Origin of the sequence: Christiangramia sediminis (genome assembly GCF_020552705.1) — a bacterium.
In the GTDB taxonomy this organism is placed as follows: domain Bacteria; phylum Bacteroidota; class Bacteroidia; order Flavobacteriales; family Flavobacteriaceae; genus Christiangramia; species Christiangramia sediminis.
The window spans coordinates 1,069,976-1,084,184 of the sequence record NZ_JAJBZG010000005.1 but is presented as its reverse complement, the minus strand read 5'-3'; the positions used below and the strand labels follow the sequence as shown (position 1 = coordinate 1,084,184).

11 protein-coding genes are annotated in these 14,209 nt (G+C 38.5%); 5 read left to right on the top strand and 6 right to left on the bottom strand.

The genetic code is table 11. The features are described 5' to 3' along the window. Positions 1-95: 95 nt before the first annotated feature. From LGQ90_RS14395 to LGQ90_RS14385, 3 genes are all read right to left on the bottom strand, one after another. Positions 96-1,592, bottom strand: a complete 1,497-nt coding sequence (locus LGQ90_RS14395) for a YfcC family protein (protein WP_262904385.1) — start codon at positions 1,590-1,592, stop codon at positions 96-98. 139 nt (positions 1,593-1,731) lie between these two features. Then, on the bottom strand, positions 1,732-3,753 hold the full coding sequence (locus LGQ90_RS14390) for a S9 family peptidase (protein WP_229342145.1): 2,022 nt from the start codon (positions 3,751-3,753) through the stop codon (positions 1,732-1,734). A gap of 68 nt (positions 3,754-3,821) precedes the next feature. Next, positions 3,822-4,253 carry a hypothetical protein gene (locus tag LGQ90_RS14385; RefSeq protein ID WP_229342130.1) on the bottom strand — a complete coding sequence of 144 codons (432 nt, stop codon included), beginning with the start codon at positions 4,251-4,253 and terminating at the stop codon, positions 3,822-3,824. 159 nt (positions 4,254-4,412) lie between these two features. On the opposite strand from LGQ90_RS14385, the gene LGQ90_RS14380 reads away from it, so the two are divergent. Beyond that, positions 4,413-4,958, top strand: coding sequence for an RNA methyltransferase (locus LGQ90_RS14380; protein ID WP_229342128.1), 546 nt, complete (start codon positions 4,413-4,415; stop codon positions 4,956-4,958). Here LGQ90_RS14380 and folK read toward each other — a convergent pair. Beyond that, positions 4,955-6,091, bottom strand: a complete 1,137-nt coding sequence (gene folK / locus LGQ90_RS14375) for a 2-amino-4-hydroxy-6-hydroxymethyldihydropteridine diphosphokinase (protein WP_229342126.1) — start codon at positions 6,089-6,091, stop codon at positions 4,955-4,957. The genes LGQ90_RS14380 and folK overlap by 4 nt on opposite strands. A 154-nt stretch (positions 6,092-6,245) precedes the next feature. On the opposite strand from folK, the gene LGQ90_RS14370 reads away from it, so the two are divergent. Next, the gene (locus LGQ90_RS14370) at positions 6,246-6,902 is read left to right on the top strand and encodes a queuosine precursor transporter (protein WP_423738456.1); all 657 of its coding nucleotides are present in this window, start codon (positions 6,246-6,248) and stop codon (positions 6,900-6,902) included. Positions 6,903-6,913: 11 nt separating this feature from the next. Beyond that, on the top strand, positions 6,914-9,610 hold the full coding sequence (locus LGQ90_RS14365; RefSeq protein WP_229342119.1) for an AsmA family protein: 2,697 nt from the start codon (positions 6,914-6,916) through the stop codon (positions 9,608-9,610). A 209-nt stretch (positions 9,611-9,819) separates the two neighbouring features. Here LGQ90_RS14365 and LGQ90_RS14360 read toward each other — a convergent pair whose 3' ends face one another. After that, the gene (locus LGQ90_RS14360) at positions 9,820-10,617 is read right to left on the bottom strand and encodes a DUF2797 domain-containing protein (RefSeq protein ID WP_229342116.1); all 798 of its coding nucleotides are present in this window, start codon (positions 10,615-10,617) and stop codon (positions 9,820-9,822) included. 113 nt (positions 10,618-10,730) lie between these two features. Between LGQ90_RS14360 and LGQ90_RS14355 the strand changes: the two genes are divergently transcribed. Further along, the gene (locus LGQ90_RS14355; protein WP_229342114.1) at positions 10,731-12,242 is read left to right on the top strand and encodes a GH3 auxin-responsive promoter family protein; all 1,512 of its coding nucleotides are present in this window, start codon (positions 10,731-10,733) and stop codon (positions 12,240-12,242) included. 17 nt (positions 12,243-12,259) lie between these two features. Then, a complete protein-coding gene (locus tag LGQ90_RS14350; RefSeq protein WP_229342111.1) occupies positions 12,260-12,856 on the top strand; it encodes a sugar O-acetyltransferase in 597 nt (198 codons plus the stop codon). A 58-nt stretch (positions 12,857-12,914) separates the two neighbouring features. Here LGQ90_RS14350 and hemL read toward each other — a convergent pair whose 3' ends face one another. After that, complete coding sequence (gene hemL, locus LGQ90_RS14345) at positions 12,915-14,204, bottom strand: glutamate-1-semialdehyde 2,1-aminomutase (RefSeq protein ID WP_229342108.1); 1,290 nt, start codon at positions 14,202-14,204, stop codon at positions 12,915-12,917. Positions 14,205-14,209: the final 5 nt, after the last annotated feature.

Below are 14,209 nucleotides of genomic sequence, written 5' to 3'. Positions count from 1 at the left end.
TTTTAAAATTTCTGTAAAATAATATTGACCTAAGTATGGAATTAACTTAAAGAGTATCTGAATTAAACCATTTGGCATTTATGCAGACAGCTTATTTAATAAACGGAAATAGTAAGCGTAAGAATTAAGATCACAGCAAAGATTACTAGAAGAGGCCAGATGAATTTTAACCAGCGATCATATCCTATTTTCACAATTCCCAGAGAAGCAAGTACCAGGCCTGTGGGGTTGATTATACTGAATAAGCCATGACCATATAAATATGTATTCACAATGATCTCACGGCCAATATTCACTGTATCTGCTAATGGCGACATGATGGGCATGGTTAGTACTGCCATTCCTGAGGTTGAAGGAATAAAAAAGGTTAATCCGTTATAAATAACAAAAAGACTATTCACAAATACCCCTTTTTGCATACCCGTAGTTATGGTACTGGCATGATATAGTAATGTATCACTAATAAGGCCATCTGCCATAAGGATCGAGATTCCGCGAGCTATACCAATAATAAATGCAACTCCCAACAATTCCCCTGCACCTCTGGAAAAAGCATTGACAAATTTAAGTTCGTTCATTTTAGATAGCAGACCAATTATAAGGGCGGCACACAGGAAAACCGAAGACATTTCTATGAACCACCAATCAAGTTGTGATACTCCATAGATCATTACAATAAAGCTTAAGGTAAAGACGAAAAGAATTAGGCGCAGATTTAAATTCAACCTGGGAATAGATCCTACAGCAGCAGTTCCAAATAGGTTCTCCATTTTATGCCTTTGATCATAGATCAGTGAATTTTTGGGAGATTTTTTCAATTTTCCGGCATAGTATAGAATAAATGAAATTGTGGTTATTACGCAAATTAGAAAAACCAGCATTCTCAACATTAGTCCATTGGTCCAGTTCACGCCGGCTGCATCTGAAGCTATGATCACAGCAAAGGGGTTGGTGGTAGAACACATAACTCCCACCTGAGCCCCTAGAAATATGCAGGCCACCCCCACCAGGGCATCATATTTGGCCGCAATGAAAACCGGAATAAGAATAGGAAAAAATGCGAGCGTTTCTTCTCCAAGTCCGAAAGTGGTGCCACCCAGGGCCATTATAAAAGTCGTGAATATTATAAGTAAGTATTCTTTTCCTTTCAATACGCGGGTTAACCATAAAATCCCTGATTCAAAGGCACCTGTGATATTGATTACACCTATAAGGCCCCCGATGATAAGGACCAGGAAAATAATATCTGCAGCCTCTATAATTCCCTTTACCGGCGCCTGAATAAACTCAAAAAAGCCCTGTGGATCTGATTCTACATAACTAAAAGTTCCCGGAATACTAATGGGTTTATATATGGCCCCGCTCAAAAAATTATCAAGAGGTAATTTAATATTCAGGTTATCTAATGTTTCCTGGGTTGGGGGCAGAATAGACAAATTTCCTTTACTATTCCTTACGAAAGAATTCTCTGCTTCATTAAAATAAAGAGTATTATAATTACCGGCAGGAATAAACCAGGTACTAATAGCCACAACCGCCGCGATGATCATCAAAAGTGTTTGCGCAGAGGGAAATTTGATGCTTTTAATCATAATTACTTTATTTCATTATTATCTTCTAATTCCTTTCCCGGTATACATTTATAAAATAGTGCGTGCTGTAAAGGCTAAACCACTTTGAAATAAGCTTCTGCAATTAGGTTCATTTATAATTTAATCATAATTCCGGCAATCATTCCCTGTACTTTTCAAACCAGGCCAGAATAGCTGCTATTTTCGCAATCAGGTTACTTGGCTTGTTGGCGATTCCATGAGAGGCTCCCGGGATTCTTACCATCGCAGATTCAACTCCTTCCAGTTTTAAAGCGGTATAGAACTGTTCAGATTCGGCAATGGGAGTTCTATAATCTTCTTCTCCTGTTAAAAGCATCGTAGGCGTAGTAACATTCCCCACATAAGTTAGAGGAGACCTTTTCAAATAAGGCTCCGGATCTTCCCAGGGTTTGTTTTCGAACCAGTATTTACTGAAAAATGCAGGATTATCTGCATACAATACAAAACTAGTCCAGTTTATCACAGGCTTAGCTACTACAGCCGCCTTAAACCGGTCTGTTTTTCCCACGATCCAGGCGGTAAGTACTCCACCACCGCTACCGCCAGTGACAAACAAATTTTCTTCGTCTATAAATCCTTTGGCTATAGCAGCATCCACCCCAGACATAAGGTCTTCATAATCGTGATTGGGATAGTCGTGGTGAATCAGATTTCCGAATTCTTTACCATACCCGCTGCTGCCCCTTGGATTGGAATATAACACTACATAACCAGCGGCTGCAAAAGCCTGAATTTCCGCAGAAAAAACGCTTCCATAACTAGCAAAAGGCCCTCCATGGATCTCGAGAATAAACGGATACTTTTTATTCGGGTCAAAATTGGGTGGGGTAACCAGCCAACCCTGCATCTCACGATCATCAAAAGACGATTTCCAGGTAATCTCCTCTACCTTCCCAAGATTCCGGTAGGAGAAAAGATCCTTATTAAGATTGGTAATGCGAATGGATCTTTTACCATTCTGTACCGCCAGGTCTGCCGGGTGCTCAGCCGTACCAAGAGTATAAGCAAGGTCGCCGTTTTTTGAAACCGAAAAAGAGGCGGCATTATAAGGTCTTCCCAGTGATAATCCTCCAAGGTCATTTGTCAGCACCTTAGTATTACCCTTAAGATCCATATACCCTATCCTGGTTTTACCATGATCGTCATATTGAAAATAAAGGCCTTTAGCCCTGGCATCCCATTGAATATTCTGAATACTCCTGTCAAAATCTCCGGAAATCAATTCAGGACCAGATCCATCAGGTGCCAATACGTAAAGTTTATTGATATTATATCCCAGATATTCATCATCAAATCCAAGATAAGCGATGGTATTATCATTTGGAGAAACTACCGGGTCTGAATCGGGACCATTTCTGTTTGTCAGGGGATTTACTTCCAGATCCTCCAGGTCCAGTTCATAAATTTCCGAATTAAGCGGCTCCAGATCTGCATTATCATGAAGGTTTGCAGAGAAAAATATTTTCTTATCATCTGCAGACCATACCGGGCTATTATGATCGTGATCTGAAAAAGTTAGCTGGCGAGGAGATCCACCATCTGTAGACAACATAAAGATCTGCTTGTTGCCCTCCTTTAAATATCCCTGACCGTCACCCCTGTAATTAAGTTCATCGATAAATTTGGGAGCATCATTCCATTTCGCTCCTTCTGGTTTTGCGGGTAATTTTATAAAGGATTCAGATTTTTTAGGAACAAACATGGTAAAAACAAGATTTTCACCATTATTAGACCAGCTTATATTACCAGGTGTATTCTTAGTATTTGTAAGAGGAAATGTGTCGCGGGAATCTAACCACATTAAATAAAGCTTCATTTTATCATCCTGCTTATTGGAGAGAAAGATGATCTTTTTTCCATCTTTAGACCAGCGAGGATTCATATCGTTCTGGTTGCCAGAGGTAAGAGGTCGGTTTTGTGATCCATCAGCATTCACTATCCAAAGATTAGACAGGTTCTGGTCTGTCATGATATCCTTAAAATTACGCACATAAATAACTTTAGACCCATCTGGTGAGATCTGCGGATCGGACACATATTCATAATCAAATATATCGAGGAGCTGTAATTCAGATTTCTCCTGGCTAAGAACTGAAGTGGATAAGAAAACTAAAAAGGCAAATAAGTAAAGGTTTTTCATAAAATAGATTTAAAAAAAAGATGGGATTTAAATATCCCATCTAATATAATTTTTTTGGATTAAACTTTTTACTCTTTCCGGGCAATACTATTATCCCATGTTTCTACATAGGTCATAAATTCATCTAATTTCGCCATGGCTTTATCCTGCCCTCCCGCGATCTTAGCCATAGAACTCATCCATTTAACATCTTCCGGAGTCATTTTATAATTTAAAGTTTCTATTCCTTCCGGCATTTCCCAAATAACAAGCATATCATACTTGCCGGTTACAAAATGAAAAGCAGTGGGCGGCTTAATCCCGGCATCCTCATCTGCTTTAGCAAAATAATTATGAATAATTTCCATGGCAGCATCCTTCTTCATAGGTTTAAATTTTATAGAAGCCATGGAAACCCATTGCGGGTTCTCATATTTTTCAGCTTTCATTTCCTGACCGAAACTAAGATTACCGGCAATTAAAAAAACTAAGAGCGCTAGTGTTGTTTTAAACGTTTTCATAATGAATAGTTTTAGTTAGTTATAAAACCATAACAAATACAAGTCGAAAAGTATAATTAGGGTAAATAGGAATTCTAATTTAGTGAAAAAATTATAAAGTTTTGCATTTCAATCAATTAGATAAATTCAGATAATTTTTCAAATTTCTATTTTTGCGATATGGAAAAGAGAAAACTTCGCAACAGCGAACTGGATAGAAAAAGTGTAGATCAATTTAAAGAAGCTGAAAAAACTCCAATAATTGTAATTCTGGATAATGTAAGAAGCCTGAATAATATTGGTTCTGTTTTTCGCACTGCCGATGCTTTTCTTATTCAGAAAATATACCTCTGCGGAATCACCGCCAAACCACCACATAAAGACATCCAAAAGACTGCTTTAGGCGCTACCGAAACCGTTTCCTGGGAATATGTGGAAGATAGCCTGGAATTGGTTAAAAAATTAAAATCTGAAGGCGTAAAAGTCTATTCCATAGAACAGGCGGAAGGAGCGATCATGTTAAATGATTTTCAACCTGAAAATAATAAAACCTGCGCCTTGGTTTTTGGGAATGAAGTTAAAGGGGTTCAGCAAAAAGTGGTTTCTGCCAGTGATGCGGTAATTGAAATCCCTCAGCTGGGAAGTAAGCATTCCCTGAATATTTCGGTAAGTACAGGAGTGGTGCTTTGGGACCTGTTTTCCAAGATGAAACTTTCGAAATCTTAATGCACTGCCTTATCAATTTCAGACAGCAGCCACAGATAGTCTTTTCTGTTTGATACAAAATCCAGTCCGGAAATATCTATTATCTGCACTTTCATATTGCTTTGAGATTTGATGAAATTGAGATAGCTTTTGTTGATGTTTACCAGGTATTCCGGTTGAATATTCTGCTCATAATCCCGGCCTCGCTTTTTGATATTTTCGAGTAATCTATCCGTATTTTGATATAAATAAATATAAAGTTCCGGCTTTACCAGTTCCTTATACATCAAATGAAAAAGCTTGTGGTATAAGGAGTATTCATCCTCATGCAGGGTGATCTTTGCAAAGATGAGCGATTTAAAAACATCATAATCTGAGATCACAAAGTCCTTAAAAAGATCATATTGCGCCAGATCATCTGAAAGCTGCTGATAGCGGTCTGCCAGGAAAGACATCTCTAAAGAAAATGCATAACGCTCCTTATTCTCATAGAATTTTGGCAGAAACGGATTGTCCTTAAAACGTTCCAGAATTAATTTAGCATTAAAATCTTCAGAGATCATGGTAGAAAAACTGGTCTTTCCTGCCCCGATATTCCCTTCTACCGCGATATAATTACAAACAGGAAAATTATAATGGAGTTCCGGTTTTTTGATTTCTTCTGAAGAAATCGAGATCTCAGAAGTATCAGTAGTTTCTTTCAATAACTGATTTATCTTTTTTCCAGAAACCGGATGCTTCTCAGATCCTGCAATATCATTCAGCGGTCTTAAAACAAAGCTTCGATTGGGAATTCCGGGGTGCGGAATTTTCAGGTTTTCTGTCTCTATGATCTCCTCATCAAAAAGCAGTATATCGAGATCTATGGTTCTGTTCTGATAATTTTCAGCATTAGATCGCTCTCTTCCTAATTCCGCTTCAATATTTAAAAGTTCAGAAAGTACTTCCTGTGCTTCCAGTCTTGTAGAAACAGAGATACATGCGTTCAAAAAGGAATTTCCTTCAAAACCCCAGGCCGGGGTCTCATATATTTTTGATACCTCCAAGATCCATCCAATATTTTCATGGATCTTTTGAATGGCATTTTGCATATAACCAGAACGGTCACCCAGGTTACTTCCCAGTGCTAATATTACTGTTTTAGGGGATTTCAAAGCGAATTAAGAAAATTTTAATAGGTAGCGCCAAATAATTTCACAGCAAATTAAGCAAAACAAAAGCACATAGTCTTAGTTTTGTGAGAAGACTTAATAAAAAAATTTGGCTACACTCTCCGTGAAAGATAAGCTCAAGGCTCAGCAAATTTATATGATCCTTAGTGCTTTATTTATTGCTTCCCTGGTGGTATCTAACCTCATCTTTCAAAAGTTTTTCTACTGGGATTTTTTCGGGTTATATACTTTTGAAATTTCCGTGGGAATATTGCCCTATCCTGTGACCTTTTTAATTACCGATATCATTAGCGAGGTCTACGGTAAAAAGAAAGCCAATCTGGTGGTTACCACAGGCATCTTTGCTTCGTTCTTTTCTTTATTGATCGTCTATGCCGCAGATGCAGTTCCGGCCACAGCCTGGTCTCCTATAGGAAATTCGCTATTTGAGAAAGTATTTGGAGCAACGGCAATCGCAGTTTTTGCCTCTATGGTCGCTTATTTACTGGCACAATATATAGATATACAGTTATTCCATTTCTGGAAAAGACTCACTAAGGGGAAACACTTATGGATACGAAACAACTTTTCCACCTTTCTTTCTCAGTTTGTAGATACCTTTTCGGTCTTATTTTTGCTTTGTAGCTTTGGAAAGATAGACTGGGAATTATTTAGCGGACTGTTACTTAGCGGATTTTTATTCAAAGTATTAATAGCAGCTTTGGATACTCCTTTTTTATACCTTGCAGTTTACCAATTGAGAAAACTCTTTAATTTAAAACCTGCTGAAGAACTCAAATTTGAGGCAGTTTAAATAACATCATAATGAAAAAGGCATTAAAAATAGTAGGATTTATTATACTCACCATCATTATTTTATTGATCGTGGCGCCCTTTGTTTTTGAATCACAGTTGAAAGACCTGGTAAAGAAAACAATGAACGATAATTTAAACGCCCAGGTTGATTTTGAAGATATCGATCTTAGCATGTTTAGAAGTTTTCCGCAGGCAACCCTGGTGATCGAAAACCTAAGTATCATTAATAATGCACCTTTTGAAGGAGACACTTTAGCCCTGGGAGAAGAAGTGACCCTGGAAATGTCGGTCAAAGAACTTTTTAAAAGTAGTGACGAACCCAAAAAGATCGATCAGTTAAAACTTAATAATGCTTACGTAAACATAAAGGTGGATTCACTGGGCAATGCCAATTACGATATTGCCATAGAAGATACTACCACTTCAACTGGTGAAAGCAAGCCTTTTAGCCTGGATCTAAAACACTATGAAATAAATAATTCCAGGGTAAAATATGAGGATAAAACTTCAAAAGTATCGCTGGATGTAGAAAACCTGAATCATGAAGGAACCGGAGATTTCTCTTTGGATCAGTCTGAACTGGACACCTATTCTGAAGCTTTGGTTTCGCTGGATTATGACGGAGTGAATTATTTGAATCAAAATTCTGTGATCCTGGATGCCGTTTTTCAAATGGACCTGGAAAACATGAAATATACGTTCCTGGAAAATGAGGCTAAAATAAATCAGCTTCCCCTCACCTTTGATGGCTATGTGCAGGTAAATGACTATAATACTGAAATGGACCTAAGTTTTAAAACTCCATCTTCAGATTTCAAAAATTTCCTGGCGGTAATTCCTGAAATCTATGCAAAGAATATTGAAAATGTAGATACCAACGGGGATTTTGTGGTGAACGGAAGAATATTTGGAAAAGCTGATGACATTTATATTCCTAAAATGGATATTAAGATCACTTCAGAAAATGCATCCTTTAAATATCCAGAGCTTCCTAAAAGTGTGCAGGATATAAACCTGGATATGGAAGTTTTAAATGATACCGGAATTGCTGAAGAAACTTATATCAATATTAACAATGCCACCTTCAGGATAGATGAAGACAGGTTTACAGCCAATGGAAATATCAGCAATATTACCGAAAATATGCTGATAGACCTTGCCTTAAAAGGAACGGTGAATCTGGCCAATATCAGCCAGGCATATCCATTAGAAATGGAACAGAACCTTAACGGAATTCTTACTGCCGATGTAAAGACCAGTTTTGATATGAATTCTATTGAAAAAGAACAATATCAAAATGTAAAAAGCAGCGGTACGGCTTCCATCAAAAATTTTAAATATTCCTCTCCTGAAATCCCTAACGAAGTAAAAATATCCAATGCCGATATGAGCTTTAACCAGGGAAATGTGAGTGTTCCCAACTTAAAAATGACCACGGGCAAGACCGATCTTACCGCTTCCGGATCGCTTCAGAACCTAATAGGTTTCCTGTTTACAGACCAGCTTTTAAAGGGAAAATTTAATGTACAGTCCGATACTTTTTCAGTGAACGATTTTATGGTGGCTGAAACCGAAGAGATCACTACCACGGGCGAAGATGGTAAAGAAAAGACCGTTGCAAAAACCACCGGGAAAGAGGCCGTAAAGGTTCCTTCTTTCCTGGATATGGAATTAAGCTTTAATGCCAATACCGTTCTATACGATAATCTTGAGCTGAAAAATGCAAAAGGAGTTCTTATTATCAGAGATGAAACAGCCAGGCTGCAGGATATTTCCACCAACATCTTTAACGGAAGTATTGGCCTGAACGGATTGGTTTCTACAAAGAATCCAACCCCGGTCTTTGAGATGGACCTCAACCTGAATTCCCTGGATATTTCTTCCTCTTTCAACGGACTGGAATTGATGCAAAACCTGGCTCCACTGGCAAGGGCGGTTGAGGGAAAACTTCAGTCTACCATCAACTTAAAAGGTAATTTGAATGAAGATCTAACCCCACAATTGTCTAGTCTTGTAGGGAACGCACTGGCAGAATTATTAACTGCAGAGATCAATCCCGAGAAAGCGGCTTTATTATCACAACTTGACAGCCAGCTTAATTTTATCAATTTCGAAGATATAGATCTGAGTAAATTAAAAACGAAGTTGACCTTTAATGATGGGATGGTACAGATCGCCCCCATGAATTTCAATATCAAAGGAATAGATTTTCAGGTTTCTGGTAGCCATGGTTTTGATATGAATATGAACTATAACTTGAAACTGGACGTTCCAGCAAAATACCTCGGTTCCCAGGTTAGTAGTACTTTAGGTAAACTGAGTGGAGAAAGTATTGAAAATACAACGGTAGAGCTTCCCATTGGGATTACAGGTACTTTCCAGAGTCCGCAGATAAAATTAGACATGCAGCAGGCGGTTAATAATCTCACTCAAAAAGTGGTGGCGCAGCAAAAGAAGAATCTTGAAAACAAGGCGGTAGATGCGATCAATGACATTTTGCAGGGTAAAAGAGATCCTAATAAACCATTCAATAAGAATGATTCTACATCGGTAAAAACAGATTCAACTACGGCGAAAGCTCCTGTCACCAAAAGAGATTCAATAAATCAGTCTCAACAAAAACAGGTTCAGGACGCGGCCAAGAATATTCTTGGGGGTATTTTAAAAAACACGAAGAAGAAAACTGATACTACGAAGCAAAATTAAAGCTACGATTAGTTAGTCACTGCGCACTTCGACAGGCTCAGTGCCCACCCGGATTAGTTTCAGAGTTTTAAATTTTATGTCATCTAAACCAACGGGAGAGATCTCTTTGGAGTTTCATTAATCTAAAAGATTTCTCCTTCGCTATGCTTCGTCGAAATGACGCCAATGCACTTCGAAAGGCTCAGAGCGTCACTTCTTTCAAAGTGAGATTACACCAGGACTTTCAATTCCACAACTAATCCTTCATTTCCTCTCACGTTAAAAACAGTCCCGTCTTCAAAGATCAAATACTGACCTTTGATCCCTTTTAAAACCCCTTCATAAAAAGGATTCTTTACCAGGTTCAGGGATTTCACTTTTTCAGGAAATTGTTTTACCGGAAATTTAATTTCAGTTTCCTTATTATTTTCGATATAATATTCTTTCGCTTCATCAGGAATAAACTCTTTCAGCTTTTCCCTTACTTCTTCCAGATTAAGATCGAGAATATCATTGGTAAGCATTTTTCTCCAATTGGTCTTATCTGAAACATGGGTTTTCAGGGCAACTTCAGTAATCCCGGCCAGGTACCGATTAGGAACTTCTACAATTTCTATGGCTTCATGCGCTCCCTGATCTATCCACCGCGTTGGAATCTGGTTTCTTCTGGTCACTCCAACTTTAACATCACTGGAATTGGCCAGATAAACTACATGCGGTTGTAACTGCACCCTTTTTTCAAACTCGAGATCACGATCTTCTTCTCCTAAATGCGCTTTACTAAGTTCAGGATTTATCACCCAGTCCCCGGCTTGCGGAATTGAACTAAAACAGTCGTAACAATACCCCTGTCTATATATCTTCTTTTCCAATCCACAACTAAGACACTGATACCTGAGAAAATTGAGGCTTATCTTTTTATCTATCAACTGGTTGAAATTAATAAAATCATTTTCCCAAAGCAGGTAATACTGAACTACATCAGTAATTTCCGTTCTCATTTTAGTTAGAACTCCTTCGTATCTCATCTAAATTTTTATTTTAAGACTGAATGAATTTTTTGCAGGCTTCAAAGTTTCGTTTATTTTTAACCAAATAACCGAACGCCCTTTAAATATAAGCGTTAAAGATAAGAAGAATAATGCCAATTCCATTAGTCAACTCCATAGCTTCCTGGTTTCTAAAAAAGAGAATCCACCAGATGGAATTGTTCATTAAATATCCTCATGAAGTTCAAAACGAACTACTTAAAGACCTTCTTTCCAAAGCCAGAAATACTGAATTTGGCAAACGTTATTATTTTAATGAGATTGATTCTTATGAAAAATTCAGGCAGCGTGTGCCTATCCAAAATTATGAAAATTACCAGTCGGTCATAGAACGTAGCCGAAAAGGAGAAACGAATATTTTCTGGCCCACCCCAATTCGATGGTTCGCAAAATCCAGCGGAACTACCAGTGCAAAGAGCAAGTTCATACCGGTAAGCCAGGATTCTTTAGAGGACTGTCACTATGCTGCGGGAAAAGACCTTTTATGCATTTATCTGAATAATAACCCCCAATCACAATTCTTTACGGGGAAGAGTTTAAGGCTTGGTGGCAGCAAGGAACTTTACCGCGAAAATGGAACTTCTTATGGTGACCTTTCAGCAATTTTAATTGATAATATGCCATTCTGGGCTGAATTCAGTAGCACACCCAGCAATGAGGTTTCTTTGATGCACGATTGGGAATACAAGATGCAGGCGATCGTTAATGAAACTATTAAAGAAAATGTTACCAGTCTGGCCGGTGTTCCCAGCTGGATGTTGGTGCTATTGAATAATGTTTTAGAAACAACCAGAAATGAAAGTCTTTTTGAAGTCTGGCCAAACCTGGAAGTTTATTTTCATGGGGGAGTAAGTTTTGAGCCCTATGCTTCCCAGTATCAGAAAATATTACCCAAAGAAGATTTTAGGTTCTATGAGATCTATAATGCTTCAGAAGGTTTCTTTGCCTGTCAGGATCAAAATGACACCAAGGACCTGCTTCTAATGCTTGATTATGGTATTTTCTACGAATTTATTCCAATGGATAAATATGGAACCGATGAAGAAATAGCGATTCCCTTAAGTGAAGTTGAAATTGGGAAAAATTACGCGGTTGTGATCACTACCAATGCCGGACTCTGGAGATATAAGATAGGTGACACCGTAAGGTTTACCGAAACAAATCCATATAGAATTAAGGTATCCGGAAGGACAAAGCATCATATCAATGTTTTTGGTGAAGAATTGATCATTGAAAATGCCGAAGCTGCCCTTAAAAAAGTTTCTCTTGTAACCAATTGTGAAATTATAGATTATACTGTCGCCCCTATTTTTATGGAAGGCAAGGAAAAAGGAGCCCACGAATGGATCGTTGAGTTTAAAACACCTCCCCGGGATTTTAATAATTTCACCAAACAACTGGACCTGGCCTTACAGGAAGTAAATAGTGATTATGAAGCCAAGCGTTATAACAATATGACGCTGAACATGCCTAAAATTCACCAGGCCCGGAAAGATCTTTTTTACGACTGGTTAAAGAAAAATAATAAAGTTGGCGGGCAACATAAAGTTCCTCGTCTTTCCAATTCCCGAACTTACCTTGAGGAATTGCTAAAAATGGAATAATCTTAATCGCTATTGATATGGCTTCAGAAAAAGAAAAAATGCTTACTCAAAAGCCATATATCCCGTCTGATGAGGAACTGGCTAATGATCGCCTGTACGCACAATCAAGATGTTTTGAAATAAATTCCATTCCTCCAATAGAGATTAGTAAACGAAATGATCTATACAAAGAACTACTGGGATCTTATGGGAAGAAATTTCTTATTGAAACTCCTTTTCATTGCGATTATGGATACAACATCCACATTGGCGAAAATTTCTATTCTAATTACAACCTGGTAATTCTCGATTGCGCTGAAGTCACTATCGGTGATAATGTAATGATAGCTCCCAACTTGGGAATCTATACTGCCGGACATCCCATAGATGCTGAAAACAGAAACTCGGGTAGGGAATATGCCATTCCGGTTAAGATTGGGAATAATGTCTGGATTGGAGGGCATGTAGTGATCAACCCCGGAATTTCTATTGGAGATAACACGGTAATTGGTTCTGGAAGTATATTGACCAAAGACATTCCTGCCAATGTGATCGCCGCTGGAAATCCCTGTAAAGTGATCAGGGAGATCACCGGGGAAGACAAAAAATATTATTATAAAAAGAGGGAATTATAAAAAGATAAATCCGGAAAACTTTCGCTCTCCGGATTCTTATAATTCATTTTCGATGTGATTAAAATTCCTTAGTCACCTTATCTACAGCCTCAATAGTTTTATCAAGATCTTCATAAGAAAGGGCTTCACTAATAAACCAGGTTTCGTAGGCGCTTGGTGCGATATAAATTCCGTTTTCCAGCATTCCGTGGAAGAATTTATTGAATGTACCAAGATTGGCAGATTTTGCTGCTGAATCAAAATCGGTTACCGGTTCTTTACCAAAATGAACCGAGATCATTGAGCCCACTCTGTTTATAGTAAAATCGATTTTATTTTCATTCAGTACTTTTTGCATTCCTTCATGAAGATATTTGGTCTTTTTCTCCAGGCTTTCAAAAATCTCTCTTTTACTATCCAATTCAGTAAGCATGGCCAGTCCGGCAGCCATGGCGAGTGGATTTCCACTTAAGGTTCCGGCCTGGTAAACCGGTCCAGCAGGTGCAAGGTAATCCATGATCTCATTTCGGGCAGCGAATGCTCCAACAGGCAATCCTCCACCAATCACTTTTCCGAAGCAGACAATATCAGCTTTCACTCCTGCTCTTTCCTGAACTCCTCCGGCAGCAAGCCTGAATCCCGTCATTACCTCATCAAAAACAAGTAAAATTCCGGTCTCATCACAGATCTTTCTCAATCCTTCCAGAAAACCTTTTGCAGGTGGGATACATCCCATATTTCCTGCCACCGGTTCCAGAATGATGCAGGCGATCTCCTCTTTATTGACTTCAACGAGTTCTTTTACATTATCAAGATCATTATACTTAGCAAGCAAGGTATCTTTTGCTGTTCCCTGGGTCACCCCGGGACTGTTTGGTGTTCCAAAAGTAACCGCACCACTCCCGGCCTGGATTAGGAAAGAATCACTATGCCCGTGATAACAACCGGCAAATTTGATGATTTTTTCTTTTCCGGTGAATCCGCGGGCAAGACGAACGGCACTCATACAGGCTTCAGTTCCTGAATTCACCATTCTTATCTTATCGATATTCGGTACCATTTTAACCGCCAGTTCCGCGATCCTGGTTTCGATTTCGGTTGGAGTTCCAAAGGAAGTTCCTTTTTTAGCTTTTTCGATTACCGCATCGATCACGGGTTTATGGGCATGGCCTAAAATTAGCGGACCCCAGGAATTGATATAGTCTATTAATTTATTTCCGTCTTCATCGTATAAATAAGCACCTTCAGCTCTTTCAACAAAAATTGGCTCTCCACCCACTGCTTTAAAAGCTCTGACGGGAGAATTCACTCCACCGGGAATCACCTTTTGTGCATTTGCGAATAACTGACTACTTCTCTTATAAATCATAAAAT

Coding starts and splice junctions, on each gene's coding strand:
- LGQ90_RS14395 (WP_262904385.1), bottom strand. CDS start 1,592: ATGATTAAAAGCATCAAATTTCCCTCTGCGCAAACACTTTTGATGATC.
- LGQ90_RS14390 (WP_229342145.1), bottom strand. CDS start 3,753: ATGAAAAACCTTTACTTATTTGCCTTTTTAGTTTTCTTATCCACTTCA.
- LGQ90_RS14385 (WP_229342130.1), bottom strand. CDS start 4,253: ATGAAAACGTTTAAAACAACACTAGCGCTCTTAGTTTTTTTAATTGCC.
- LGQ90_RS14380 (WP_229342128.1), top strand. CDS start 4,413: ATGGAAAAGAGAAAACTTCGCAACAGCGAACTGGATAGAAAAAGTGTA.
- LGQ90_RS14370 (WP_423738456.1), top strand. CDS start 6,246: ATGATCCTTAGTGCTTTATTTATTGCTTCCCTGGTGGTATCTAACCTC.
- LGQ90_RS14365 (WP_229342119.1), top strand. CDS start 6,914: ATGAAAAAGGCATTAAAAATAGTAGGATTTATTATACTCACCATCATT.
- LGQ90_RS14360 (WP_229342116.1), bottom strand. CDS start 10,617: ATGAGATACGAAGGAGTTCTAACTAAAATGAGAACGGAAATTACTGAT.
- LGQ90_RS14355 (WP_229342114.1), top strand. CDS start 10,731: ATGCCAATTCCATTAGTCAACTCCATAGCTTCCTGGTTTCTAAAAAAG.
- LGQ90_RS14350 (WP_229342111.1), top strand. CDS start 12,260: ATGGCTTCAGAAAAAGAAAAAATGCTTACTCAAAAGCCATATATCCCG.
- hemL (WP_229342108.1), bottom strand. CDS start 14,204: ATGATTTATAAGAGAAGTAGTCAGTTATTCGCAAATGCACAAAAGGTG.